The 25,625-nt window shown below is 56.7% G+C and carries 21 protein-coding genes; 10 read left to right on the forward strand and 11 right to left on the reverse strand.

Features of this window, described 5'->3' with window-relative positions; translation table 11 throughout:
• Positions 1-18: 18 nt before the first annotated feature.
• Together ABFX35_RS04140 and ABFX35_RS04145 are read right to left on the reverse strand one after the other, a co-directional pair.
• On the reverse strand, positions 19-723 hold the full coding sequence (locus ABFX35_RS04140; RefSeq protein ID WP_279027521.1) for a phosphatase PAP2 family protein: 705 nt from the start codon (positions 721-723) through the stop codon (positions 19-21).
• 45 nt (positions 724-768) lie between these two features.
• Positions 769-1,743 carry a CobW family GTP-binding protein gene (locus tag ABFX35_RS04145; RefSeq protein WP_279027524.1) on the reverse strand — a complete coding sequence of 325 codons (975 nt, stop codon included), beginning with the start codon at positions 1,741-1,743 and terminating at the stop codon, positions 769-771.
• Between the two features lie 322 nt (positions 1,744-2,065).
• On the opposite strand from ABFX35_RS04145, the gene ABFX35_RS04150 reads away from it, so the two are divergent.
• A complete protein-coding gene (locus ABFX35_RS04150) occupies positions 2,066-2,374 on the forward strand; it encodes a type 1 fimbrial protein (RefSeq protein ID WP_279027526.1) in 309 nt (102 codons plus the stop codon).
• Positions 2,375-2,443: 69 nt separating this feature from the next.
• Here ABFX35_RS04150 and yeiP read toward each other — a convergent pair whose 3' ends face one another.
• Positions 2,444-3,016, reverse strand: a complete 573-nt coding sequence (yeiP, locus tag ABFX35_RS04155; protein ID WP_121555721.1) for an elongation factor P-like protein YeiP — start codon at positions 3,014-3,016, stop codon at positions 2,444-2,446.
• Positions 3,017-3,131: 115 nt separating this feature from the next.
• A complete protein-coding gene (gene mtr, locus ABFX35_RS04160; protein ID WP_346079357.1) occupies positions 3,132-4,376 on the reverse strand; it encodes a tryptophan permease in 1,245 nt (414 codons plus the stop codon).
• A 352-nt stretch (positions 4,377-4,728) separates the two neighbouring features.
• Here mtr and ABFX35_RS04165 point away from each other — a divergent pair, with 352 nt between their 5' ends.
• Entirely contained in the window at positions 4,729-4,983 is a 255-nt protein-coding gene (locus ABFX35_RS04165; protein ID WP_095845119.1) for a YkgJ family cysteine cluster protein, read from the forward strand.
• Positions 4,984-4,995: 12 nt separating this feature from the next.
• Here ABFX35_RS04165 and ABFX35_RS04170 read toward each other — a convergent pair whose 3' ends face one another.
• On the reverse strand, positions 4,996-6,174 hold the full coding sequence (locus tag ABFX35_RS04170; protein WP_279027996.1) for a sugar efflux transporter: 1,179 nt from the start codon (positions 6,172-6,174) through the stop codon (positions 4,996-4,998).
• Between the two features lie 144 nt (positions 6,175-6,318).
• A complete protein-coding gene (locus tag ABFX35_RS04175; RefSeq protein ID WP_279027998.1) occupies positions 6,319-6,735 on the reverse strand; it encodes a nucleotide triphosphate diphosphatase NUDT15 in 417 nt (138 codons plus the stop codon).
• Between the two features lie 247 nt (positions 6,736-6,982).
• Here ABFX35_RS04175 and fruB point away from each other — a divergent pair, with 247 nt between their 5' ends.
• The 4 genes from fruB (at position 6,983) to adhP (ending at position 12,198) form a co-directional block, all read left to right on the forward strand.
• Positions 6,983-8,116, forward strand: a complete 1,134-nt coding sequence (fruB, locus tag ABFX35_RS04180; protein ID WP_121555717.1) for a fused PTS fructose transporter subunit IIA/HPr protein — start codon at positions 6,983-6,985, stop codon at positions 8,114-8,116.
• A complete protein-coding gene (fruK, locus tag ABFX35_RS04185) occupies positions 8,113-9,054 on the forward strand; it encodes a 1-phosphofructokinase (RefSeq protein WP_346079360.1) in 942 nt (313 codons plus the stop codon). Before fruB ends, fruK begins: the two co-directional genes overlap by 4 nt.
• A gap of 13 nt (positions 9,055-9,067) precedes the next feature.
• Entirely contained in the window at positions 9,068-10,768 is a 1,701-nt protein-coding gene (gene fruA / locus ABFX35_RS04190; RefSeq protein WP_346079362.1) for a PTS fructose transporter subunit IIBC, read from the forward strand.
• 416 nt (positions 10,769-11,184) lie between these two features.
• Positions 11,185-12,198, forward strand: coding sequence for an alcohol dehydrogenase AdhP (gene adhP, locus ABFX35_RS04195; protein ID WP_279028004.1), 1,014 nt, complete (start codon positions 11,185-11,187; stop codon positions 12,196-12,198).
• A gap of 109 nt (positions 12,199-12,307) precedes the next feature.
• Here the strand turns inward: adhP and nfo are convergent, their stop codons facing one another.
• Both nfo and ABFX35_RS04205 read right to left on the reverse strand, forming a co-directional pair.
• Complete coding sequence (nfo, locus tag ABFX35_RS04200; protein WP_346079364.1) at positions 12,308-13,147, reverse strand: deoxyribonuclease IV; 840 nt, start codon at positions 13,145-13,147, stop codon at positions 12,308-12,310.
• Between the two features lie 98 nt (positions 13,148-13,245).
• Positions 13,246-14,328: a YeiH family putative sulfate export transporter gene (locus ABFX35_RS04205; protein ID WP_346079366.1), complete on the reverse strand. Its 1,083-nt coding sequence runs from the start codon at positions 14,326-14,328 to the stop codon at positions 13,246-13,248.
• Between the two features lie 163 nt (positions 14,329-14,491).
• Here ABFX35_RS04205 and yieE point away from each other — a divergent pair, with 163 nt between their 5' ends.
• The 4 genes from yieE to ABFX35_RS04225 all read left to right on the forward strand — a co-directional run bounded on the left by yieE (position 14,492) and on the right by ABFX35_RS04225 (position 19,217).
• The gene (gene yieE / locus ABFX35_RS04210; RefSeq protein WP_095848906.1) at positions 14,492-15,358 is read left to right on the forward strand and encodes a DNA-binding transcriptional regulator YeiE; all 867 of its coding nucleotides are present in this window, start codon (positions 14,492-14,494) and stop codon (positions 15,356-15,358) included.
• A 150-nt stretch (positions 15,359-15,508) separates the two neighbouring features.
• Positions 15,509-16,987: an amino acid permease gene (locus ABFX35_RS04215; RefSeq protein ID WP_346079369.1), complete on the forward strand. Its 1,479-nt coding sequence runs from the start codon at positions 15,509-15,511 to the stop codon at positions 16,985-16,987.
• 359 nt (positions 16,988-17,346) lie between these two features.
• Complete coding sequence (locus ABFX35_RS04220; protein ID WP_346079371.1) at positions 17,347-18,429, forward strand: FecCD family ABC transporter permease; 1,083 nt, start codon at positions 17,347-17,349, stop codon at positions 18,427-18,429.
• Positions 18,429-19,217, forward strand: coding sequence for an ABC transporter ATP-binding protein (locus tag ABFX35_RS04225; RefSeq protein ID WP_346079373.1), 789 nt, complete (start codon positions 18,429-18,431; stop codon positions 19,215-19,217). The genes ABFX35_RS04220 and ABFX35_RS04225 overlap by 1 nt, the downstream gene beginning before the upstream one ends.
• Before the next feature lie 1,627 nt (positions 19,218-20,844).
• Here the strand turns inward: ABFX35_RS04225 and ABFX35_RS04230 are convergent.
• From ABFX35_RS04230 to ABFX35_RS04240, 3 genes are all read right to left on the reverse strand, one after another.
• Complete coding sequence (locus tag ABFX35_RS04230; RefSeq protein ID WP_346079375.1) at positions 20,845-22,830, reverse strand: ligand-gated channel protein; 1,986 nt, start codon at positions 22,828-22,830, stop codon at positions 20,845-20,847.
• Between the two features lie 274 nt (positions 22,831-23,104).
• Positions 23,105-24,100, reverse strand: coding sequence for an ABC transporter permease (locus tag ABFX35_RS04235; protein ID WP_346079377.1), 996 nt, complete (start codon positions 24,098-24,100; stop codon positions 23,105-23,107).
• Positions 24,097-25,608, reverse strand: a complete 1,512-nt coding sequence (locus tag ABFX35_RS04240) for a sugar ABC transporter ATP-binding protein (protein WP_346079379.1) — start codon at positions 25,606-25,608, stop codon at positions 24,097-24,099. Before ABFX35_RS04240 ends, ABFX35_RS04235 begins: the two co-directional genes overlap by 4 nt.
• Between the last annotated feature and the right edge of the window lie 17 nt (positions 25,609-25,625).

A 25,625-nucleotide genomic window follows, 5' to 3' on the forward strand; every position in this document is an offset into this window, starting at 1 on the left:
ATAATCATGCGCGCCGGATTACTGCGGGCGGTGTTTACCCGGCAAATGGCCGTTTAGCCAGTTAATCAGCGTATCACTGGCCGGCGTCATCAGGATCCAACTGATCCCCACCAACACCACGGAAAGCGAGCCAACGGCGATGTCGGTGAACCAGTGCGCACCAATCATCACGCGCGGCAGTGAAAAGACCACGGTGATCAAGAGCGCAATAACGAATGCCCACAGGTTGAAGTAGCGCAGCATAAAGCAGGAAAAAATAATCAGCATCATGCCGTGATCGCCGGGGAAGCTATCGCTGGAAGCATCTTTGGTCGGGATGCCGGTTAATTCGCTGACGCGATTAATATTATCAAAGGTCAAGGTTGGGCTGGCATGTTTAACCGGCAACAGATGGCCCAATTGGTTCAATACCACTGCGGTGAGCAGCATCACGATGCCGGTCATGATCAGGCGGCGGCGGCCTTCGGCATCCTGTTTCAGGAAGAAGTATAAATACAACAGGCCCATGGCGAGCAGGGATATCATATCAAAGGCGCGGTTATTGGTGAGCGCCACCAGGTGCAGAAACGCCGGATCGCTTGCCAGGTGCCGGTTGAAGAAGAAAAAGATGGACGAGTCCAGCGTAAACCAATAGCCGTGATTGGCCGGCAAATACCAAGAAAGGAAAAGTGCAATCCCCAACAGATTACACAAGAGTATTAACGGAAGATGATGGCGTGTCATGATGAAGCCTGTTGTGGTTAAACAAATCTGTTTACGGTAAAAGGGTTAACTTAAACGAATCTTAAACAAAGCCGACTGTAATCTATTCCAGTCGGCATCATCGTTGTGGATCAATTCGATACGGCTGTCCAATGGCGGCAACTGGCGCGTTTCGATATTCAGATCCTGCCCCTGGCGGTTGATCAACAATGTGCCTTCGGCGATGCGCACCACGGCTTTTGCGCGCTCAACCGGCGCCAGCCGGATCCATTCCATCATGCCGACGGTATCGAACTGCGTCTCTGCGTCAAAAATCCAACCGCAGCTGGAATAGCCCTGGCCCTGATTCAGCGCGCGCCGCCAGCGGGAGTTCTCCGGCAGGCGCAAGGCCGCCAGCCCCGGCGCTTTACTGTGCCCGTGGTGGTGGTGCGCATCGGGCAGTTTGGCATGATTGGTGCGCGGCAGATCAAGCAGCGCCACATCCATGCGCCCTTGCTCAATCACATGCAGTGGGCGCTCTGCGCCGCTTGCTGTTTGCCAGGCATCCAGCGCGGCAAAATCCGCTGGCTGATAGGTATCGCTTTTATTGGCAATAATAACGTCTGCCGCGGCCAACTGATCGCGGAAGTTCTCATTTTCCCGATAACGGGGATCGCCCAGTTGGCGCGCATCCAGCAGGCAGATCGAAGCGTGTAAATCAATCCAGCCGGCATAGGTATCCTGTGCCAGAATGGATAAGATCTGCTTTGGGTGGCCGAGCCCGGTGGGTTCGATCAGCAGCCGATCGGGTTTTTCCTTCTGCAACAGCATGTTCAGCCCGATCTGCATCGGCAGGCCATTGATACAACACATGCAGCCACCCGGGATCTCTTTCAGGACGGCGCCGCTGCCTGCCAGCAGGGCGCCGTCGATGCCAATTTCACCAAATTCATTGACCAGAACGGCCCAGCGTTGGTTTTCCGGCTTGCTGGCCAGCAGATGGCGGATGGTGGTGGTTTTGCCACTGCCGAGAAAGCCGGTAATCAGGTTGGTTTTTGTCATTGAACAGTCCTGTTTTTAGGCTGCCGCCAGGCGCGATGCTTCAGCGGGTCGCGCCGCCATCGGCAGCAAATTCGGTGCGTAATATGCCCTATATGAATACTAGTGTGGTAAGGCAAAAAGTGCTTTTTGCCGCTAAGCGCTCCGCTGTTGTTGCCGGTCGGAAAATTCTCAGCAAAAGCGCATGGCGCCACGGCTGAAGGATTTTTATTGCTTGTTTTTAAATCACTATTTCTTCAATCATGATAATAAATTTTCCGAATCTACGATTATTCTGATAAATCTCATCTATAGTTAAAGAGGCTTAACAATAAGTGAGGTTGCCATGAATACCTGTCGGTTGTTAGTGATCGTTGGCGTATTGTTTTCATGGACGATGGCAAGCCAGGCGAAATCTTCCGGTACCATTTATTTTACGGGGGCAGTAGCGGAAAGCCCTTGTTCTTTCACGGTATCGGCTACTGTATTGAAGACGACATGCTACCGTGATGGAGGCTATTTGCAAGGGCAGCAGCGCACCTTGCAGAACACGGATTTTGCCCGCGGGGATCTGCCGCAAAACCTTGGTTTTTCCGAAGTGTCATGGGTAAATCAACAGCAAAAACTTGCGATGATGACCATTACTTATAATTAAATCGTTTGGCTATGCCAGGCCGATCGTCCTGGCAAAGCCCATCCATACTGCCGCCCATACCCGCCTGGGTTAGTCGGCACGGCCCATGTAGCGGCGCTCTGGAATATGAATGCGGATTTTATCGCCCGCGCTCAGATATTCCGGCACTGAAATCACCAGTCCGGTCGACATGGTAGCGGGTTTGTTGCGCGCACTGGCGGAAGCCCCTTTGATGCCCGGTGCGGTTTCTACGATTTCCATATCTACCGTCTGCGGCAATTCCAATGCCAGCACCTGGCCTTCCAGCGTTAACACCTGCATCCCAGGCAAACCGGCTTCGGGAATAAACAGCAGCTCATCTTCGATCTGCTCTTTCTTGAAGATGTATGGGGTGTAATCCTCTTCGTCCATAAAGACGTACTCTTCACCATCAATATAAGAGAAGGTGACTTTACGGCGTGAAAGGGTGATGGTGTCCAGAATATCGTCGCCTTTAAAACGCTCTTCCACCTTTAAGCCGGTGCGAACGTCCGAGAAACGCATTTTATACAATGTGCTGGCGCCGCGGGCGCTTGGGCTTTGCACGTCGATGTCTTTTACCAGCAGCAATTTGCCGTTGTAGTTGATCGCCATGCCACGTTTGATTTCGTTAGCTCTTGCCATAACTTTTACCTGTGAATGGGTGGTTTAAATAAGTTGCGACACGTTACTCGCGCCGCCGGTTTCAGGCAAGCACAACCCGCAAAAACCATCGCTGGATGGTGAGGGATTTTGCAGGTTATTTGAACACCGGTAACAGGCCGGCAAGTTCTAATAGATAGACGGCAGCGTTAATCCCGCCAAACAGCAGCACCAACAGGATCGCAAAACCGCCGCCGGGCGTGCGGTATGGCGCCTGTGGGAAACGCCGGCGGCTGGCCCGCGCCATCAGCGCCGGGGTGATCACCGCCCAAACGGTGGCTGCCAGCCCGGCGAAGCCGATGGCATACAGGAACCCATCTGGAAACAGCAAGGCGGCCAGCGTAGGGGGAATGAAGGTCACCATCACGCTTTTACCCCGGCCGGCGGGGCTATCGCTGAATTTGAGAAAGTCAGCGATATAGTCGAACAGCCCCAGCGCCACGCCCAGGAACGAACTGGCCAGCGCCATATAAGAGAATGCGTTCAGCGATTGCCGCACGGCGTGGTTGTTAGCCACATTGCCCATTTGCTGCAACAGGCTGCCGATGTTACCGCCTTCGGCGATCACCTGTTTGAAAGCGCTGCGCGTGATATTGCCCTGAATCACGTACTGCCACAGGATGTAGATCGCCAACGCCAGTAAGGTGCCGTATAGCAAGCTGCGGGCAATCTTGCCGCTGTCTTTATGATAGTACTTCACTAACCCCGGCACGTTGCCATGGTAGCCGAACGACGCCAACAGGTAAGGCAGAGCGACCCACGCATAAGGTAGGTAGTGGGCATGGCTATCGCTGCGGTTGAAAAGGATAGCTGGCTGAACCTGCGTGAACATGTCGCCAACCGACATCACAAAGCTGATGATCATGCCGCCAATCAGAATGGTGCTCAGGCGATCGACAGCGCGGGTGGAAAGCCACACGATAAACCCGATCACGCAGGAAAAGGCCAGCCCGCAGGCCGCCTGGTTGGCGTTGATGGTGCCGGCGAAGGTATGCGCGATGATCGAGCCGCCGGCGGAAATATAGGCATAGGTCAGGATATACAGCACAAAGGCAATCGCTATGCCATTGAGGGTGCTCCAGCCTTTGCCGAGCAAATCCTTAACGGTGGTATGGAAGCTGGCACCGGAAGGGTAGTTGAGCGTGGCTTCCATGATCATCAAGCCGGAAAGCAGCATGCAGGCCCAGGTATAAACCAGCAGCGCCAACGAGCCGCTGAACCAGACGCCGGCCGTGACCACCGGGATTGAAAACATGCCGGCACCGACCGCGGTACCGGCAATAATCATGGTGCCGCCGAGTGCGGAGGGGCGGGCGAGTGGCTGAACGGTATCCGTGGGCATGAGGTTCCTGAAGGTTTCGGGTGATGATTGTTGTACTAGTTGAATGGTACGTGCGTGATTGGTGAGTGTAAAGATAATTTAATGCGTATTTTGTGCGTATATTTGGTTTTTTTGTTTTTTGGTGTGAGAAATGCGGCAGGCCAGCCGATGGTTTTTGTTACCCGACGGCAATCAGGAGGCGCCGGTAACGGGGATGGTAGGAGCGTGTCCTGGCACCGCCATTTGCTTATAAAAGGGAAGGGAAATAACACAAGAGAAAATTTCCAGCGCCAGGCGTGGGATTATGCTGGCGGTAATATAGCGCCGCTGCTATTGTCGCCTTTCTCTTGCCGCCAGCCTATTGGAGCGCGCCGTGGATTGTCGTACCGACTGTGGCGCCTGCTGTATCGCGCCTTCTATATCCAGCCCTATGCCTGGTATGCCGAACGGCAAACCGGCGAATACGCGCTGTATCCATCTGGATCAACACTGGCGCTGCGGGCTGTTCCATTCCCCACTGCGGCCAAAAGTTTGCGCCAGCCTGCAGCCCAGCCGTGAAATGTGCCACGATCACCGTGATGCGGCGCTGATCTATCTGGCCAGGCTGGAAGCGGATACCGCTCCTTAAAGGCCATAGCGGCTAAGCGTCTTTCAGCCGCCACATGCACAGGAGTGATCCCATCACGGCGGCCAGTGCAAAATAGAACACTGCGTGATAGCTCCATATTTCTGCCGCCGCGCCGGCAACCGAACCGGCAATGATCCAGCCAACGCGGTTGGTATTGCTATACAGCGTAGTGGCGGCACCTGCCTGGCCGGGCATCAGATCCTGGAAATAGAGCATGCCGATTCCGGCCAGCACGCCGATGAACATCGCGTTCAGTAACTGTAAGGCAATCAGTTGCCAGGTGCCGGTAATAAACAGCAGCCCGCCATAGAACAGTACGCCGGCAATCACCGCATAGCGCATCAGCAAGCGTTTCCCGGCGCGTTTGGCCAGCATGCCTGCCAGCAACATCGTGGGGATTTCCAACCCGGCGGCACAGCCCATCAGCACCCCGGCCAGTTTTTCCGACATTTGCAGCTCATGCACAACATACAGCGGCATATTGATCAGGTACATGCAGTTGGCTGTCCACATCAGGGTACAGGCCACAAACAGCAGCAGCGTATCGCGCCGGTTCCTGCGTGGCGCTTCCAATCGGCCGCCCGTGGGCGCCAGGGCTCTGGGTACGGACGGCAGCGTTTTCCATACCAGTACGCCGCAGGCGATAAACGCGGCCGCGGCGGCCAGATACATGATTTTGAAACCGAACCCCAGCGCCAGGGCGAAAGCCAGCGGCGGGCCAACCACCCAGGCTAATGACACCTGTGCGCGCAGGATAGTGCTGAACATCACCGCTTCGCGCCCGGTATGATCGGCATGTTCACGCGCCAGGGCGAACATCTGCGGGTTGGCGGTAGACCCCAGGCTGGTCAACACCACGCCGACAATCAGCAACAGATAATAACTGCGGTTCCAGGCGAACAATACGCAACCCAATGCGCCCAGCATGCAGCACAGGAAGATTAGCGTTTTGCGGTCCCCTTTTTTATCGGAGCGGCTGGCCAGGAACTGGCTAATCAGGATACTGATCACTGCACTGCCGGTAAAAAACAACCCGACCATGGTTGGGCGGGCGTGAACCTCGGTGGTCAGGAACAGGCTCAGCGTTGGGGTTTGCAACGCGCCGGCAATACCGGTGAGAAAAGCGACGATGATGAAAGCCAGCGAAGTAAGATCGGGTTGGCGCCGGGTGACTGCGGTTGTTGTGCGCATGCGATGGTTATTTGGCCAATAAAGGGAACGGACGCGCGCATCATACGCGCGTTGAAAACAAACCAAAACCGGTTTCAGCACGCTAAAACGTAAAGATATTATTCCTGCGATTAGCGCCGCATGTTTGCCGCCAGGCGGAGCGAGTTATTGCGGGTAAACGCGCCCTGTTTGCCACAGTTGGATAGCATTGCGGCTGGCTTCAAAATGGGGCTCCGGCAGGGCATCGGGCCGGCACCAGCGCCATTCGGCGCATTTGTCGGGTTCTTTCAGCACCGGTTCACCGCCCGGGTGCTGCGCCAGCATGCAGATGGATACCGTATGCTTGCCTTCCTGGCGCCAGGTTTCCAGGTTGTTGCTCACGCCAATAAATGCCGGTGGGGCAATCAGCAGGCCAGTTTCTTCTGCGATTTCACGCTGGGCGCATTGTTCAAAGCTTTCCCCGCTCTCCAGGTGGCCGCCGGGGATGGACCAATAGGGGGCATGTTTGCCGCAGCGTTTGCCCAACAGGATCTCGCCATTTGCGTTAACGATGATCACCCCAATGCCTGTTAGTACCGCCATGTTTTCTCCTTCAGCAAAATTTCAGCGCTATGACTTATTTTGCCGTGTTGTTTAGCACGCCCTTAAGGAAAGTGTGCGTAAGGTCAAAAATATATCACGTCAAAATTAAGAAAACTTGCTTTCAGCCAGTGCTGGTCACACACTCTTTGAAACGTTTCAGCGTTACCTAACTGATTGGGTTGGTTTGTGTAACGCTCCTTTTTCTCAATAAAGCTGAAACGATTCAATTCGGCAGGAGAGGAGAGTCATGTTCCAGTTGTCACAGCAAGACATTCACCTGGGCGCTACCGCAAGCAGCAAACAGGACGCGATCGAGCAAGTTGCCGCCGCGCTTACCGCCGCCGGGTGCGTCAGCGCCGGTTATGTTGACGGCATGAAGCAGCGCGAATTGCAAACTTCCACCTATTTGGGCAACGGCATCGCCATTCCCCATGGTACCACGGACACCCGCGATCTGGTGTTGAACACCGGGGTTCAGGTGTTTCAGTTCCCGCAGGGGATCACTTGGGGTGAAGGCCAGACGGCCTATATCGTGATTGGCATCGCTGCCCGTTCCGATGAGCACCTGGCGCTGTTGCGCCAATTAACGCACGTCTTGAGCGACGACAGCGTGGCCGATCAAATGGCGAAGACCACCTCGACGGAAGAGTTACGCAGCCTGCTGATGGGCGAAAAACAAGCCGATGAATTCCAATTCGACGCTTCATTAATCGCGTTGGACGTTGCCGCAGACAGCCTGATGACGCTGCAGGCGCTGAACGCCGGCCGCCTGCAAAAACTGGGCGCGGTAAACGCCAGCTTTGTCAGCGATGTGATTACCCGCAAGCCGCTGAATCTGGGGCAGGGTATCTGGCTGAGCGACAGCACCGAAGGCAACCTGCACAGCGCGGCGACGGTAAGCCGCCCGGCGCAGGCATTTGAAGAAGACGGTGAAAACGTGGCGCTGCTGCTGACCGTTGCCGTGGCCGATGAACAACCGCTGGCCGTGCTGAATTACCTGAGCGATTTGCTGCAGGCGAATAAAGCTGAACGTTTGCTGAACGCTGATGCCGCCGGTGTGCTGGCGCTGCTGACCAGCGACGTTGCAGAGCAAAGCGAAGTGCTGACGGCGGAATATGTGATCCATAACGATCACGGCCTGCATGCTCGCCCAGGCGCAATGCTGGTGAACGTGATCAAGAAATTCAACAGTGAAATCACCGTGACCAACCTGGATGGTACGGGCAAACCGGTTAATGGCCGCAGCCTGATGAAAGTGGTGGCGTTGGGTGTCAAAAAAGGGCATCACCTGCGCTTTACCGCCAACGGCGAGGATGCTGAAGCTGCGCTGAAAGCGATCGGCGAAGCAATTAGTGAAGGTTTGGGCGAGGGGGCAGCATGAGCAGAAGGGTTGCAACAATTACGCTGAATCCTGCTTACGATCTGGTGGGGTTTTGCCCGGCAATCGAACGCGGTGAAGTTAACCTGGTGAAAACCACCGGGCTGCATGCGGCGGGCAAAGGCATAAATGTTGCCAAGGTATTAAAGGATCTGGGGATCGACGTCACCGTCGGTGGTTTCCTGGGCAAAGAGAATCAGGATGGTTTCCAACTGCTGTTTAGCGATCTGGGAATTGCCAACCGTTTTCAGGTTGTTCCTGGCCGCACGCGCATCAACGTGAAACTGACAGAAAAAGACGGCGAAGTGACCGATCTGAACTTCTCCGGTTTTGAAGTAACGGAGCAGGACTGGGAGCGTTTCGTCACCGATTCCCTGAGCTGGCTGGGCCAGTTCGATATGGTGGCGGTCAGCGGCAGCCTGCCGGCCGGCGTGGCGCCGGAAGCCTTTACCGACTGGATGACCCGCCTGCGCGCGCAGTGTCCGTGCATCATTTTTGACAGTAGCCGCGAAGCGCTGGTCGCGGGGTTGAAAGCTTCGCCTTGGCTGGTTAAGCCAAACCGCCGCGAGCTGGAAATCTGGGCCGGGCGGCCATTGCCGACGCTGCAAGACGTGGTGGAAGCCGCGCACGCGCTGCGTGAACAGGGGATTGCCCATGTGGTGATTTCACTGGGCGCCGAAGGCGCCCTATGGGTTAACGCCTCTGGCGCCTGGATTGCCAAACCGCCGGCTTGCGAAGTGGTGAGCACCGTGGGCGCCGGCGATTCTATGGTCGGCGGCCTGATCTATGGCCTGCTGATGCGTGAATCCAGCGAGCATACTTTGCGTTTGGCCACCGCCGTGGCTGCACTGGCCGTTAGCCAGAGCAACGTTGGCGTGACCGATCGCCCTCAGTTGGCCGCGATGATGGCGCGCGTCGATCTGAAACCTTTTAATAGCTAGGACAGGAGGCAGGATGAAAACGCTGCTGATAATAGACAGTTCGCTGGGGCAAGCATCTGGTCACCTGGCGCAACGTATTTTGGGTGCCGCGACGGAGAAAGCCGGGCTGACGCTGGTCAAAACGCCGGCTGATGCGGAATTGGTGGTCGTGGTTGGCCAGGCGGCGCCTGCGGATCCGGCGCTTAATGGCAAAAAAGTGTACGTCGGGGATGCGGAGCACGCGGTACGTGAACCCGAAGCGTTCCTGAAACAGGCGCAGGCGGAAGCGAAACCTTACCAGGCGCCGCAGGCGGCCGCACCGGCGAAAAAGGCCGGCGGCCCGCTGCGTATCGTGGCGGTAACGGCCTGCCCGACCGGCGTTGCGCATACTTTCATGGCGGCAGAGGCCATCGAAACCGAAGCGAAAAAACGCGGCTGGTGGGTGAAGGTGGAAACCCGTGGCTCCGTGGGCGCCGGCAATGTGATTACGCCGGAAGAAGTGGAAGCGGCCGATCTGGTTGTGGTGGCTGCGGATATTGAAGTCGATCTGGATAAATTCGCCGGTAAACGCATGTACCGGACCACCACCGGCCTGGCGCTGAAGAAAACGGCGCAGGAGCTGGATAAAGCGGTGGCCGAAGCGGAAGTGTTCGAACCGCAGAAAAACAGCGCGTCTTCCAACGCTGGCGGCAAGGGCAAGAAAGAAGGGACGGGGACGGGCCCATATCGCCATCTGTTGACCGGTGTGTCTTACATGCTGCCGATGGTGGTGGCGGGCGGCTTGTGTATCGCGCTGTCGTTTGTGTTTGGCATTAAAGCCTTTGAAGTTAAGGGCACGTTGGCGGCTGCGTTAATGCAGATCGGCGGTGGCTCGGCCTTTGCCCTGATGGTGCCGGTTCTGGCCGGGTATATCGCCTTTTCTATCGCTGACCGCCCGGGGTTAACCCCAGGGTTGATCGGCGGGATGCTGGCCGTGAGCACGGGTGCTGGTTTTATCGGCGGTATCATTGCCGGTTTCCTGGCCGGTTATGTCGCGAAGTTCATCAGCAGCAAGCTGCATTTGCCGCAGAGTATGGAAGCGCTGAAGCCAATATTGATTATTCCATTGGTGGCGAGCCTGGTTACCGGTCTGGTCATGATTTATGTGGTCGGTACGCCGGTGGCGAAAATCATGGAAGGCCTGACCAACTGGCTGCAATCGCTGGGCACGGCTAACGCGGTGCTGCTGGGTGCCATTCTGGGCGGGATGATGTGTACCGATATGGGCGGCCCGGTAAACAAAGCGGCCTATGCCTTTGGTGTGGCGTTGCTGAGCTCTTCGGTTTATGCGCCGATGGCGGCGATTATGGCTGCCGGCATGGTACCGCCGCTGGCCATGGGCCTGGCGACGCTGCTGGCCGCACGCAAATTCGAGAAGTCTGAACGCGAAGGGGGCAAAGCGGCGCTGGTGCTGGGCCTGTGCTTCATCTCTGAAGGGGCTATCCCGTTTGCGGCCCGCGATCCGATGCGCGTATTGCCTTGCTGTATCGTCGGCGGCGCCTTGACCGGTGCGCTGTCGATGGCCTTTGGCGCTAAGCTGATGGCGCCGCACGGCGGGTTGTTCGTGTTGTTGATCCCTGGCGCCATTAGCCCAGTGCTGCTGTATCTGGTCTCGATCATTGCCGGGACGGTCGTAGCGGGCGTGGCCTACGCGATTTTGAAACGTGCGGAAGTGCCGGCTGCCAGCGCAGCGTAATCGCAGAACAATTTATAATATTTCCAAAATAATTCGGGTTGCAGAACATAAATACAAAACGGCTGTAACTTGAAGTATTAACGGATAGATTAATAATATTAATGCCAGTCAACGTATCTGACTGGCATTTTCTTTATGTGTTGTTGCACGGATTACGGCTACCAGAAAACAGCAAACTGCCCACCTTCATTTTGATTCTATGAAAAACCATCCGGTGTCTATGGTAATTTCTGCTTACATATTATCGTCTTTGCGATTAAATTTCATACTGCTACGATTAAATCGACGGATTTAGCGCTTCTTGTAATTCATGAGCAAGACGCAAAGATATGCACTTCCCATTACCAAGCGTAATAATTTAAACTGGCAAGGATAATGGTTTTCATTATCTTTTTTACTGTTTAGGGAGTAAATCGATGAAAGCAGCAGTAGTTACCGCGGATCATCAGGTTGAGGTGGTGAATAAAGAAGTTCGTCCGTTACGTCACGGCGAAGCGTTATTGAAAATGGACTGCTGTGGGGTGTGCCACACGGATTTGCACGTTAAAAACGGTGATTTCGGCGACAGAACGGGGCTGACGCTCGGTCATGAAGGCATTGGCCTGGTGACGGCCGTCGGCCCTGGCGTGACGTCGCTGAAAGTGGGCGATCGTGCCAGCGTGGCGTGGTTCTTTGAAGGGTGTGGATACTGTGAATACTGTACTTCGGGGAATGAAACCCTGTGCCGTTCAGTAAAAAATGCCGGCTACACGGTGGATGGCGGGATGGCGGAAGAGTGCATTGTCATGGCCGACTATTCGGTCAAGGTGCCTGACGGGCTTGATTCAGCCGCTGCCAGCAGCGTGACCTGCGCCGGTGTGACCACTTATAAGGCGGTTAAGGTTTCGCAGATTGAGCCGGGTGAATGGATCGCCATTTACGGTTTGGGTGGCCTGGGTAATCTGGCGCTGCAATATGCGAAAAACGTCTTCAACGCCAAAGTGATTGCGGTGGATGTGAATGACGAACAGCTCAATTTCGCCCGTGATATGGGGGCGGATCTGGTCATTAACTCCCGCAATGAAGATGCGGCGAAAGTGATCCAGGAAAAGGTGGGCGGGGCACACGCCGCCGTGGTGACTGCGGTTGCCAAAGCTGCCTTCAACTCTGCCGTTGACGCCGTGCGCGCCGGCGCGCGCGTGGTTGCTGTTGGCTTGCCGCCGGAGGCCATGAGCCTGAGCATTCCACGCCTGGTGCTGGACGGTATCCAGGTTGTGGGCTCGCTGGTGGGCACCCGTAAAGATCTGGCGGAAGCGTTCGCCTTCGCCGCTGAAGGCAAAGTGGTGCCGAAAGTCACCCTGCGCCCGGTGGAAGACATCAATGCCATCTTCCATGAAATGGAGCAGGGCAAAATCAAAGGCCGCATGGTTATTGATTTCAAGACGCGCTAATCGCCGGCCTGCTTTGATGCGGGCGGTTCATTAAAATAGCGCTTTATCTAACCCAGCCAGGCGCTCGCCGGCTGGGTTAGCAGAGGGGCGAACCCACTGTTTCCTCGTGTTATTGCTGTGCCTTCAGCCAGGCAATCTCTTCCGCCCAAATATCCGGGTTTACCGTTTCAAGAATCAACGGAATATTGTCAAAGCGAGGATCGCGCATGATGTAGCTGAACGCGGTTTTGCCGATATTACCTTCCCCCAGGCTGTTGTGACGGTCAACGCGGCTGTTGAATTCGCTCTTGGCATCGTTGAGATGCATACCGCGTAAGTAATGAAACCCCACCACCTCTTCTAACTGCCTGAAGGTCTTTTCGCACTCTTCCTCGCTGCGCAGATCGTAACCGGCTGCAAACGCATGGCAGGTATCAATACACACGCCGACGCGGCTTTTGTCTTCCACGCCGGCAATGATTGCCGCCAAATGCTCAAAACGGAAGCCGAGATTACTGCCCTGGCCGGCGGTATTTTCAATCACGGCGGTGACGCCACGCGTTTTATCCAGCGCAATGTTGATGGATTCGGCGATGCGCGCCAGGCAGCGATCTTCATCGATCTGCATCAGGTGGCTGCCTGGGTGGAAATTCAGTAATGTCAGCCCCAGTTGCTCGCAGCGCTGCATTTCATCCAGGAAGGCTTCGCGCGATTTCTCCAGCGCTTCCGCGACCGGGTGGCCAAGGTTAATTAGGTAGCTGTCGTGCGGGAGAATCTGTTCCGGGCCATAGTGATACTGTGCACAGGCGCTTTTAAACTTATCGATGGTTTCAGCCGACAGCGGGGCGGCTTTCCACTGGCGTTGATTTTTGGTGAACAGGGCGAAGGCGGTTGCCTCCAGTTGGTGGGCGCGGATCACCGCCTGATCCACGCCGCCCGCAGCGCTGACATGTGCACCGACAAATTTCATTTTTATTCTCCTGTATTATCGGTGCCATTATGGCATTGATGGCGGCGAGATTGAATGGGGGAACAACGGGTTGCGCCCGCCCAGATGGGCGAGCGCGTTCAGGCATGCATCAGGTGTGAAATCCACAGGTTAATCGCGCCGCCGCCAATAATCAGCCAGATGAACAGCAGCGTCGCCAGCAGAATCGGCTTCATCCCGGCCTGGCGCACTGCGCCGATATGAGTCGTCAGCCCTAGCGCCGCCATCGCCATCGCCAGCAGCCAGGTATCGGCGGCGATCAGCGTATGCACGAGCGGCGCCGGCAACAGCTGAAACGAGTTCAGGCCCGCCACGGCGATGAACAACACCGCGAACCACGGAATGGTAATGGCGGATTTTTCTGCCTGCATGCCGTTGCCGCTGCGGCTGATAAAGCCGGAAAGGAGCAGCAGAAACGGTGCCAGCATCATCACACGGATCATTTTTGCAATGACGGCGGCATTTTCCGCATCCGGGCCAATGGTGTGCCCGGCGGCCACCACCTGCGCTACTTCATGAATGGTGGAGCCTGCGTAGATGCCAAATGTTTGCTCGCTGAAGCCAACCCATTGAAAGTGCGCATTGAGCTGGTACAGCCACGGGTAGACGAAAATTGCCAGCGTACCGAAGACCACTACGGTGGATACTGCAACCGCGACTTTGCTGGAATCGGCTTTCAATACCGGCTCGGTGGCCATCACCGCCGCTGCTCCGCAGATGCTGCTGCCTGCGCCGATCAGCATGGTGGTTTGGCGATCCAGGCCGAACCACCTTTTGCCCAACCAGCAGGCCAGCAGGAAGGTACTGCTCAGCGTCAACGCATCAATGATGATGCCGGTGGCGCCGACGTCGGCAATCTGTTGAAACGTCAGGCGGAAACCGTAAAGGATAATGCCCAGGCGCAGCAGGCGTTGTTTGGCCAGCTGTACGCCGCTGTGGCAAACCGGTTGCAGCCAGGGGGAGAGCGTATTGCCCGCCAGGATGCCGAAAATGATCGCCAGCGTCAGGGCGCCAAGCCCCAGATCCGCCACCAAGGGGATAGCGGCTGCCCAGACGGCGACTGCGCTGATTAACGCGGTTAACAGCAGCCCCGGCAGCAGGTGGGTTGCCCGAAACGGCAACGTGTGCCGGCGGGGAGTAATATGGGTGATATCCGCAGCCATAGGTTCAATCCTTGTCTTATCGTTTACCCGTAAGCCTACGTTTTGGCTGCATAAAAGAGAAATTGATTATATGTTTATAATCTATCATTATAAGTGGTAATGGCATGGAGTTGGCGATAATCACCCAGGAATGGCCGGGGGCGGTTTTGATCACGAGACAGTTATGCATATCACACTGCGGCAGTTAGAAGTGTTTACTGAAGTATTGAAAAGCGGTTCAACCACCCAGGCTTCCGTGGTGCTGGCCTTATCGCAATCGGCGGTTAGCGCGGCGCTGGCGGATCTGGAAGGGCAACTGGGCGTGCAATTGTTTGATCGCGTCGGCAAACGGCTGGTGATCAATGAGCATGGCCGGCTGTTGTACCCCAAGGCGCTGTCGCTGCTGGAGCAAGCGGGCGAGATTGAACAGCTGTTCCTGTGCGACGGCGGCGCGCTGCGCATCGCAGCCAGCAGCACCATTGGCAACTATATGCTGCCGGCGATGATCGCCCGTTACCGCCAGGATTTCCCGATAACCCCGCTGGAGCTGAACGTGGGCAACAGCCAGGATGTGATCGGCGCGGTGGCGGATTTTCGAGTGGATCTGGGGCTGATCGAAGGCCCATGCCATATGCCTGAATTGGTGACTCAGCCATGGCTGGAGGATGAACTGGTGGTGTTCGCCGCGCCGGAAAGCCCGTTGGCGCACCAGCCGTTGACGCAGCAAACCCTGGCCGAAGCGCCGTGGATCCTACGTGAGCGCGGCTCTGGCACGCGCGAAGTGCTGGATCATCTGTTGTTGTCACGTCTGCCCAATTTCAAGCTGGTGATGGAACTGGGTAATTCAGAAGCGATCAAACATGCGGTGCGCCACGGCATCGGCATCAGCTGCCTGTCGCGGCGGGTTATTGAGGAACAGCTGGCGAGCGGCACGCTGGTTGAACTGGCGATCCCGTTGCCGCCGCTGATGCGAACGCTGTATCTGATCCATCACCGGCAGAAGCATATCTCTAACGCGCTGCAACGCTTTCTGGACTATTGCCGCCTGTAAGCGCTGCTTATGCGGGCGTTAATATCAGCGTTTTTGCTAATAATGTTCCCCTCATTATGAAGCTATCTTATATCAGGGCAATGTTTACTAGTCCGTCGGCGGGTATTTGCTACAATCCGGCCTCATTTTTCGACGAGCAGTAGGGTTAGAATGGCTCAGCAGGATATAAAAACACAGGGGCAACAAGCACCCGGATTACGCCGTGAATTGAAAGCACGGCATTTAGCCATGATTGCCATTGGCGGTTCTATTGGTACTGGTTTGTTTGTCGCTTCCGGCGCGACGGTTTCCCAGGCTGGCCCTGGCGGCGCTTTGCTTTCCTATGCGTTAATCGGTTTGATGGTCTATTTCCTGATGACCAGTCTGGGTGAACTGGCGGCGTTTATGCCGGTTTCCGGCTCGTTTTCCACCTACGGCGCCAAATATGTGGAAGAAGGCTTTGGCTTCGCGCTGGGCTGGAACTACTGGTACAACTGGGCGGTGACCATCGCGGTTGACCTGGTGGCGTCACAGTTGGTGATGGGGTATTGGTTCCCGGATACGCCGGGCTGGATCTGGAGCGCACTGTTCCTGAGCCTGATGTTCCTGTTGAACTATATTTCGGTTAAAGGCTTTGGTGAGGCGGAGTACTGGTTCTCGCTGATTAAAGTTACCACCGTTATCGTCTTTATTGCGGTTGGCGTGTTGATGATCTTCGGCATTCTGAAAGGTGGCGAACACGCCGGCTGGCAGAACTGGACGGTGGGCGATGCGCCGTTTGCCGGTGGCTTCGCGGCGATGATCGGTGTGGCGATGATCGTCGGGTTCTCTTTCCAGGGGACGGAACTGATCGGCATTGCGGCCGGTGAGTCCGAAGACCCGGCGAAGAACATCCCACGTGCGGTACGCCAGGTGTTTTGGCGTATTCTGCTGTTCTATATTTTCGCCATTCTGATCATCAGCCTGATCATTCCGTATACCGATCCGAGCCTGTTGCGCAACGATGTGAAAGACATCAGCGTCAGCCCGTTTACGCTGGTATTCCAGCATGCTGGCCTGCTGTCCGCGGCGGCGGTAATGAATGCCGTTATCCTGACGGCGGTGTTGTCGGCCGGTAACTCCGGTATGTATGCCTCAACCCGGATGTTGTTCACCCTGGCTTCGGAAGGCAAGGCGCCGCGTATATTTGCCCGCCTGTCGAAAGGGGGCGTGCCGCGCAACGCGCTATATGCCACCACCGTGGTGGCCGGGCTGTGCTTCCTGACCTCCATGTTCGGCAACCAGTCGGTATACCTGTGGCTGCTGAACACCTCTGGCATGACCGGTTTTATCGCCTGGCTTGGCATCGCCATCAGCCACTACCGTTTCCGCCGTGGTTATGAGCTGCAGGGGCTCGATCTGAACGCATTGCCGTACCGTTCTGGCTTCTTCCCGCTTGGGCCGATCTTTGCGTTTGTGTTGTGCCTTATCATCACCCTGGGCCAGAACTACCAGGCATTTTTGGAAGACAAGATTGACTGGTATGGCGTGACGGCCACTTATATCGGTATTCCGCTGTTTCTGCTTATCTGGTTTGGTTACAAACTGACCCGCGGTACCCGCGTGGTGAAATACAGCGAGATGAAATTCCCGACGTCCGAGGTGAAGTAATCACCGGCATCACGCGGCGGCCTGCCGCGTGATGGTTTCCCGTTTGCCTGCCAGTTTCGCCGCCGCCGTGGTTAAAGCCCGATCATCTCCCCAAAATAATTCGCATTGCAGGAAAAACGCAAAAGCGTTTTTGAACAGAGCTAAGCGCTGGCCCGATGGGGCGAGTTAGCAGGCCAATACACCGGCAACTTGCAGTATGAAGGGGATATATAAGATCATGTTACCTGCAATGAACGGCGCTCAGGCTTATGACTACGATTGATAAGTATTATCCTTTCATTTATTGTTAGCGCGCTTTCCAGGTAAAACCGGCCCTTTGGGGCGCCGGTATGTCATTGTCGTAACAGGTATCCGAAATAATGAGCCTAACCACCGATCCCAGGCCAGATGTAAAAAGCTCGCCCGGCGCGCACGTCATGGGGCGCTATCACCATATTCTCCGCCACCGTTTGTTGATCATGGGCGTGTTTGCGCTGGCGATTGTCGGATCGCTGTTACTGGATTTCACCATGGGGCCTTCCGGGCTTTCTCTTGCCGCACTGTGGCAAACCTTGCTCGATCCCGCCGCGGCGGACGCCGGCACGCGGGTTATCGTATGGGATATCCGTTTGCCCTATGCGCTGATGGCGGTGGTGGTGGGTATGGCGCTTGGCCTGGCGGGCGCGGAAATGCAGACCATCCTCAATAACCCGCTGGCCAGCCCGTTTACGCTGGGGGTTTCTTCCGCCGCTGCGTTTGGTGCGGCGCTGGCGATCGTCCTGGGTATCGGTATCCCCGGCATTTCCGATCAATGGTTTATTTCCGCCAACGCCTTTCTGTTCGCCTTGTTTGCCGCGCTGATGCTGGATGGCATTACGCGCTGGACACGCGTTGCGACCTCTGGCGTGGTGCTGTTCGGCATTGCCCTGGTGTTTACCTTTAATGCTTTGGTTTCGATGATGCAGTTCATCGCCAGCGAAGATACCCTGCAAGGGCTGGTGTTCTGGACCATGGGCAGCCTGGCGCGCGCCTCGTGGGAAAAGCTGGGCATCTTGCTTGGCGTGTTTGCCGTGCTGTTGCCGCTCTCGATGATGAGTTCGTGGAAGCTGACCGCGCTGCGCCTGGGGGAAGATCGCGCCGTCAGTTTCGGTATTGACGTGCGCCGCCTGCGGCTGGCGACGCTGTTGCGCATCAGTATCCTGTCGTCACTGGCCGTGGCATTTGTTGGGCCTATCGGCTTTATCGGCCTGGTGGCGCCGCATATCGCGCGCATGGTGTTTGGCGAGGATCACCGTTTTTACCTGCCGGCGAGCGCGCTGATCGGCGCATTGGTGCTGTCGATGGCGTCTGTCGCGTCGAAGAACCTGGTGCCTGGGATTATTATCCCGGTCGGTATCGTCACGTCGCTGGTGGGCGTGCCGTTCTTCCTGAGTATTATTTTGCGCCATCGGGGGAACGTCTGATGAGCGTTGGATTACGGATTGAGGATTTTTGCGCTGGTTATCCCAAGCGCCAGGTTATCCGCAACTTATCGGTGCCGATGTTGCCACGCGGCAAAATCACCGTGCTGCTGGGGCCGAACGGCAGTGGGAAATCAACGCTGTTGCGTTCGCTGGCTGGCCTGAACCCGGCGCAGGGCAAGCTGTGGCTGGATGGCGATAACCTGATGGCAATGCCGTTTGCCCGCCGGGCCGAGAAAGTGGTGTATTTGCCACAATCGTTGCCGGCCGGCGTGCATTTGCACGTGCTGGAATCGGTGATTGTGGCGCAGCGCGCCTCCGGCGGGCGTAGCCATGCCGGCAGCGAGGCCGACGTGATGGCCCTGTTGGAACAATTGGGCATCGCCCATTTGGCGCTGAGCTATCTTGATCAGCTTTCTGGCGGCCAGAAGCAGCTGGTGGGGTTGGCACAATCGTTGATTCGCCAGCCTTCTTTACTGTTGCTCGATGAGCCGCTTAGCGCGTTGGATCTCAATTATCAGTTCCACGTGATGGATCTGGTGCGCAGGGAAACCAGCAAACGCAATATCGTTACCATCGTGGTGGTGCATGATATCAATATTGCGTTGCGCCACGGTGACCACGTCTTGATGTTGCAAGACGGCAATGTGGTTGCCGATGGGGTACCGGAGGCGGTGATTACCTCGGAGAGTCTGGCGCAGGTGTATGGCGTGCGTGGGCGCATTGAGCGCTGTTCGCGGGGAACGCCGCAGGTGCTGATTGATGGTTTGATCAATGAGCCGGTGATGTAATTGGCGTATTGCTGAAACCGCACGCTGCTACCACCGGCGTAAATGGAATTGCCCGAATCTATCGCCACCGGGCAACCTAACCACCGGTTTTGACATGGGTTAATCTCAAAGACGAGTGATTTGGTGAGTGGAGCACGGGTGTGGAAGCCATTGAAGGCGCCGAACGGCGGAACGTAGCATAGGCGAAACCGCCAGGACGGCGGTTTCAGGCGAGACAGGCAGGGACGCCTGTCGTAGCCGGCCGTAATGCGAAGTGACACAGTGAGGGTAGCCGCGCAGCGGCCGCCTGATATGGCGAAGGCGCGGGTCGTTAGGGGCCGCGCCATCGGCCCCTAACTCGGGCGCGGGCTACGGTGTTGCAAAAAGCCACGATAGGATGGCGACCGAAACCCTCTCCGAATCCAACAAAGAATGTTGACGAAACCGTACTCTGTAACCCGCTGTGTAAGTGGAATTGCCTTAATCGTATCAAGTTTCTTTGCGGCAATAGTGGCAGGCAATTGTCAGGGCCGAAGGCCCGGCCCCGACACCCCGGCCTGCGCTTAACATGGCCTGCCCGCTGCGCGGGTGCCCTCGCGGCGTCCCCGTCGCCGGACGGGTCGGCTACGACAAACCTCCCTGTTTGTCTCGCCTCAACCGGCCGTCCGTGGCCGATTGCCCCTGGCAACGGTGCCTTGCTCGGCAGCCCAAGATGCGCGCTAAACGTCAACCCCCCAATCTATCGCCACCGGGCAACCTAACCACTGGTTTTGACATGGGTTAATCTCAAAGACGAGTGATTTGGTGAGTGGAGCACGGGTGTTGAAGCCATTGAAGGTGCCGAACGGCGGAACGTAGCATAGGCGAAACCGCCAGGACGGCGGTTTCAGGCGAGACAGGCAGGGACGCCTGCTACGCCTTCCGTAATGCGCAGTGACACAGTGAGGGCAGCCGCGTAGCGGCCGCCTGATATGGCGCAGGCGCGGGTCGTTAGGGGCCGCGCCATCGGCCCCTAACTCGGGCGCGGGCTGTGGTGCCACAGAAAACAGCGGCGTTGTGGCGACCGAAACCCTCTCGGTCAGGGCAAAGAACGTTGCTAAAACAGTACCCTACCGCCACCAGCGTAAAGGGAATTGCCTTATCACCCCGAGTTTCTTTGCGGCAATCGTGCACGGCAATTGTCAGGGCCGAAGGCCCGGCCCCGACACCCCGGCCTGCGCTTAACATGGCCTGCCCGCTGCGCGGGTGCCCTCGCGGCGTCCCCGTCCCCGTCGCCGGGCGGGTCGGCCGTCCGTAGCCGATTGCCCCTGGCAACGGTGCCTTGCTCGGCAGGCCGAGATGCGCGCTGAAGGTCAACACCCCTATACCCTTCATACTTCGAGCCGCAGGTGCGTTGGCTTTCCTCGCTCACCCCAGTCACTTACTGGAGTAAGCTCCTGGGGATTCGCTGCGTTGCCGCGTGATTCGGCCATACGGCCTCACCCCTTCGGGGCCAGCGCTAGCGCTGTTCAAAAACGCTTTTGCGTTTTTGTCCTGCAACTCGAATTATTTTGGGTATAGCTTCATTCATTGATTTTATGAAAGACAATGTCATTGGTGAGTGGAGCACCGGTGTTGAAGCCATTGGAGGCGCCAAACAGCGTAACGCTTAGAACGTATACGCCAGCCCCACGGTATAACGCCGCCCATCCAACACCGTTTCATAGTTACTGTAATCAACCGTCTTATCCAGCAGGTTATACACCCCGCCATTCACCGTCAGCTGCTTATTCGCCTTATAGCTCACCCCCACATCAATAAAGGTATAAGACGGCGAACCCTTGCTCATGGAAACGCGGCTTAAATACTCCGAGGTTTTGCTGCGGAAATTAAGACGCGACCACACATCAAGATCCGGCGTGGCTTTCCAGTCGATAACCGTATTGAACATATGCTTGGGCATTTTGTTCAGCGGCTTGCCTTTCTGCACACCGCTTTTTTGCTCTGATTCGGTGTAGGTATAGTTGGCCGTCACTTGCCAGACCGGGGTGATCGTCCAACTGGCGTTGCCTTCCACCCCGCGGATATTGGCCTTATCCACATTCACGCGATCGCTGATGAAGTAATAGGCCGTACCGCCCAGATCGCATACCGGATCGCCGTTGCCACTGTCACAGCGGCGCATTTCGGTGATCTTGTCTTTAAAATCGGTGTTGAACAGGGTGAGACCCGCGCTCATATCCTGCTGGTTGTCCCACATCACCCCAATCTCTTCACCCAGGCTTTTCTCCGGTTTCAGATCGGGATTGCCGACGATAATGGATTTCCTGCCGCCGCCGGTGATCTGGCCCCAGTTGGCCGATGCCATGCGCAGATCGGGCGAGCGGTAACCGGCGGAAACGCCGCCTTTCAGCGTCCACTGTTCGGTTAAGTGCCATACGCCATACATGCGCGGCGTCCAGTGGCTGCCGTAGTTCTGATCGTTATCCATACGGATGCCGCTGGTGAGGGCAAAATCATTGGTCAATGCCCATTCGTCTTCGGCGAACAGCGCCCAGCTCCAGCGCGTCAATTTACTCAAGCCATCGGCGGATTCCAACTGGTTGCCGCCATCGTGCAGATCTTCGTAGCGGTATTGGCCGCCGATGCTGAACAGATGGCTGCCCAGATCCAACTGGGTTTGGGTGTTGAAGATGGTGTTGTTCAGCTTCATATCGCGCCCGGGGTTGGTGGTTTCTTCGCGCTGAACGTAGCTGGTGGTAGTGCCAAAATCGTAATAGCCGTTATGGGTAATGGCGTAGTTAGTGCGTGCATAAAGGCTGTTGCTGGCGCTGTTTGGCGTGCATCGGCCGTTGCGGCAGTTTTCCGCCGCCATGGAAAACCCCGGCGTACTGTTGCGATCCTGCAATGAACGGCCGATTTCAAAATCAAACTCGTTTTTTTCATCCGGCGTCAGGTTGAAGACGGCGGTGCCGCTGCGCATACGTTGTTCGTTATAGCCGTTGATGATGCGATCTTCGGCCCGGCGTGATAACAGGCCGTTGACGCGCAGGCCGAGCAGCCCGTCAATCAGCGGACCGGCGGCGTAAGCATTGGTCTGGAACTGATCGCCGGCGGCACTGCGCTCCTGGAAGGTGGCGTCGCCGCGCACCGACGCCAGCCAGCTTTTGTTATTGGCGGTTTTGCGGGTAATGATATTGATAACGCCGCCCATGGCGTCGGAGCCATACAGCGAAGACATCGGCCCGCGCACCACTTCAATGCGTTCAATCGCTTCCAGTGGCGGCAGCCAGCCTTGTTCTATGCCGGCATTGTCGCTATTGGGGCGGGTGCCGCGGGTGTCCACGCGTTTCCCGTCGATCAGGATTAGCGTGTACTTGGAAGACATACCGCGGATGCTGATATCGCTGCTGCTGGCTCCCCCGGTAACCACCACGCCCGGTACGTCTTTCAGCGCATCGGTAATATCCCGGTAGGCTTTATTCTCAATCTGCTGGCGCGGGATCACTGAAATCGACGCGGCGGAATCTTGAATCCGTTGTTGGAAGCCGCTGGCGGTGATCACCATGGTGTCTTCCTGGGTGGCATAGGCGCCGGTGCTGGCGAGCGTTGCGATAAGTAATGCCCCAATTTTGTTCTCGTTTAGCTTGTCCATGTTGCTAATTTCCTGGCTTGAGGGGAAAAAATCCCTGTTAACACATTACGTTAAAGTTTGATTGTGGCGTTCGCTGCGTGCGAGCGATCTCCACACTGTGTGTCTATTGCAAAGGCATTGTAAGCAAATAGAAAGGAATGTAAACACAAATAATAATCACTAGCATTCATGTGTTTATTGGGCGATCAACGTAGCCGCCAGAGTGATAGATTGGGGAGCGATGGGGGAAGGGGGCTTGCAGGGGAAGGCACGGCTGGGCGCCGTGCCGATAAGATTAGCGTTTCTGGATATAGGTGATTGCCAGCGCTAATGCCAACACCAGCCCCTTGATGATATCCATGGCATAGTAGGGTACCGAGAGCATGACCAGGCCGTTTTGCAATACGCCGAGGATCACCGCCCCCACCAGCGTGCCCAATGCGTTGGGTTTGCCGGAGCCGGCCAGTGAGAAGCCGATATACGCCGCGGCGACAGCATCCATCAGATAACCGCCGCCGGCATTCACCTGTGATGAGCCGATACGTGACGCGAGCAGAATGCCGCCAAGCGCCGCCAGCAGTGAAGATATGATGTAAGCAATAACCTTGTAACGCACGGTACGGATACCGGAAAGGCGCGCCGCTTCCGGGTTGCCGCCGATGGCGTACATGCGGCGGCCGTGCTTGGTCAACGACAGGAACAGTTGGATCACAATGGTCACCGCCAGCATGATCAGCACAATCACCGGCACCTGCCCCAGGCTGGAAAACACCGCCGGGATCACCCCTTCCGCCATATCGCCGCTTGGCAGCACCATATTCTCGGTGATGGAACCGCCGTAGCTGTAGGTCATCGCGACACCCTGGATCACGAACAGGCTGGCGAGAGTGGCCAGCATATCCGGAATTTTCAACACCACGATCAGGAAGGCGTTGAACAGGCCGACCAGCATACAAATCAGCAGCGTCAGCACAATGGCGCCGGTAGTGCCGAAGCCGTACCAGACGAACAGGGAAACCACCAACGCATTGGCCAGCGACGCGGTGGAGCCCACCGACAGATCGAACCCGCCGACAGAAAGCGAAATGGACACGCCGATAGCGATAACGGTGACGATGGCGATCGAGCGCAGAATATTGATGATGTTGTTAGGATCGAGAAAATTATCCGAAGCCAGCCCGAACAGGGCAATCAATACGACAACGGTGAGTAACATTCCCCATTTATACAAAAACTCAAACAGTTGGTGGCGCCACGGCAGCGCCCGCTGCAGGGATGATTCTTTACTCACTCTGGTTTTCCTCCGGTGGAATATAATAATAAGGTTTCTTCATCAATATCGGCGGCGTTCACTTCCGCCACCACGCGGCCATCCCATAGCACGCAAATGCGATCGCACAGCCCAACCAGCTCGGAGAACTCGCCGGAGGCATAGATAATGCTTTTGCCGGCTCGCGCCAGGCCGTCGATCAGGGTAAACAGATCCTGCTTGGCCTTGATATCCACCCCTTTGGTGGGCTCATCGAAGATCAGCACGTCGGCACCGCCGCGCAACCATTTGCCGATCGCCACTTTTTGCTGGTTCCCGCCGGAAAGGCGTGCCAGTTTTTGCTGTGGCCCAGAGGCCCGCACCCCCAAACGCTGCATAATGTCCAGCGCCCAGCGCAGTTCCCGGCGGCGGCTAAACAGGCTCCAGCGTGAGAAGCTGTCGTCGGCGCTGACGCTGAGGTTCATCGGGATCGCTTCATCAATAAAAATGCCTTCCTTGCGGCGCTCTTCCGGCACCAGCGCCAGCCCTTGCGCGACGGAATGGTGTGGCGAACGCGGCGCCCAGGCTTTGCCGTGCAGCTCGCCTTGCGCCACATTGGCCTGGCTGGCGCCGAACAGCGCCTTGCACAGCTCGGTTTTCCCTGCGCCGGCCAGGCCGGCGATGCCGAGAATTTCCCCTTTATGCAGCGTCAGTGACACATCGTCCAGTTTGTCGCGATCGTTCAGCCCGCGCACCTGGAGCAATGGCTGTGAACCGTGCGGCGGCCGGCGCGGCGGGTAAATATCGTCCAGGCGATGACCGAGCATTTTTTCCACGATCTGCTCGCCGCTCAGGCCGCGCATGGCGTCTTCGCTAACGTGGCGCCCGTCGCGCAGCACCGTGAGCCGATCGCAGATTTCGCTCAGCTCATGGATGCGGTGTGAGATAAACACGATGCCGATACCTTCGGCACGCAGGCGGCGCACAACCTTGAACAGGCGTTCGCTTTCAGCGCGATCGAGCGGGGCGGTGGGTTCATCCAGCACCAGAAAACGGCAGCGGTGCGACAGCGCGCGGGCCAGCAGCACCTGTTGTTTTTCCGCCAGGGTGCAATCGGCCAGCGGCTGGCGCGGGTTGATGGTCAGCTCAAGCTGGCCAAGCAGCGAGCGTGCCTGTTGGTGTAATTGCTTCCAACTGAGCAGGTGGCCCGGCTGGTTCAGCCAGTCCAGCATGATGTTTTCCGCAACGGAGAGCGTTGGGATCAGGGCGACGTCCACTTCCTGCTGCACCACGTGAATGCCATGGCGCCGCGCCTGCTGCGGTGAGTGAATGTCCACCTTTTCACCGTCGATGAAGATATCGCCCTGATAGTGGCTGTAGGCGCCGGACAGGATCGACATCAGCGTGGACTTCCCCGCGCCGTTTGCGCCAATCAGCGCATGGGTGGATCCGCCCTGCAGGGTGAAATCGACATTTTTCAGCGCGTTAAAGCCGGCGAAGGCGATGGAAATATTGCGCATCTCAAGGCGTGCGGGCGTTACGGTTGGCATAATGTACTTAAAGACGT

It is taken from the genome of Gibbsiella dentisursi, from assembly GCF_039539505.1.
Taxonomy (GTDB): domain Bacteria; phylum Pseudomonadota; class Gammaproteobacteria; order Enterobacterales; family Enterobacteriaceae; genus Gibbsiella; species Gibbsiella quercinecans.

Excerpts from the sequence above, each read along its gene's own strand:
- ABFX35_RS04140 (WP_279027521.1), bottom strand. The coding sequence starts at position 723 with ATGACACGCCATCATCTTCCGTTAATACTCTTGTGTAATCTGTTGGGG.
- ABFX35_RS04145 (WP_279027524.1), bottom strand. The coding sequence starts at position 1,743 with ATGACAAAAACCAACCTGATTACCGGCTTTCTCGGCAGTGGCAAAACC.
- ABFX35_RS04150 (WP_279027526.1), top strand. The coding sequence starts at position 2,066 with ATGAATACCTGTCGGTTGTTAGTGATCGTTGGCGTATTGTTTTCATGG.
- yeiP (WP_121555721.1), bottom strand. The coding sequence starts at position 3,016 with ATGGCAAGAGCTAACGAAATCAAACGTGGCATGGCGATCAACTACAAC.
- mtr (WP_346079357.1), bottom strand. The coding sequence starts at position 4,376 with ATGCCCACGGATACCGTTCAGCCACTCGCCCGCCCCTCCGCACTCGGC.
- ABFX35_RS04170 (WP_279027996.1), bottom strand. The coding sequence starts at position 6,174 with ATGCGCACAACAACCGCAGTCACCCGGCGCCAACCCGATCTTACTTCG.
- ABFX35_RS04175 (WP_279027998.1), bottom strand. The coding sequence starts at position 6,735 with ATGGCGGTACTAACAGGCATTGGGGTGATCATCGTTAACGCAAATGGC.
- fruB (WP_121555717.1), top strand. The coding sequence starts at position 6,983 with ATGTTCCAGTTGTCACAGCAAGACATTCACCTGGGCGCTACCGCAAGC.
- fruK (WP_346079360.1), top strand. The coding sequence starts at position 8,113 with ATGAGCAGAAGGGTTGCAACAATTACGCTGAATCCTGCTTACGATCTG.
- fruA (WP_346079362.1), top strand. The coding sequence starts at position 9,068 with ATGAAAACGCTGCTGATAATAGACAGTTCGCTGGGGCAAGCATCTGGT.
- adhP (WP_279028004.1), top strand. The coding sequence starts at position 11,185 with ATGAAAGCAGCAGTAGTTACCGCGGATCATCAGGTTGAGGTGGTGAAT.
- nfo (WP_346079364.1), bottom strand. The coding sequence starts at position 13,147 with ATGAAATTTGTCGGTGCACATGTCAGCGCTGCGGGCGGCGTGGATCAG.
- ABFX35_RS04205 (WP_346079366.1), bottom strand. The coding sequence starts at position 14,328 with ATGGCTGCGGATATCACCCATATTACTCCCCGCCGGCACACGTTGCCG.
- yieE (WP_095848906.1), top strand. The coding sequence starts at position 14,492 with ATGCATATCACACTGCGGCAGTTAGAAGTGTTTACTGAAGTATTGAAA.
- ABFX35_RS04215 (WP_346079369.1), top strand. The coding sequence starts at position 15,509 with ATGGCTCAGCAGGATATAAAAACACAGGGGCAACAAGCACCCGGATTA.
- ABFX35_RS04220 (WP_346079371.1), top strand. The coding sequence starts at position 17,347 with ATGAGCCTAACCACCGATCCCAGGCCAGATGTAAAAAGCTCGCCCGGC.
- ABFX35_RS04225 (WP_346079373.1), top strand. The coding sequence starts at position 18,429 with ATGAGCGTTGGATTACGGATTGAGGATTTTTGCGCTGGTTATCCCAAG.
- ABFX35_RS04230 (WP_346079375.1), bottom strand. The coding sequence starts at position 22,830 with ATGGACAAGCTAAACGAGAACAAAATTGGGGCATTACTTATCGCAACG.
- ABFX35_RS04240 (WP_346079379.1), bottom strand. The coding sequence starts at position 25,608 with ATGCCAACCGTAACGCCCGCACGCCTTGAGATGCGCAATATTTCCATC.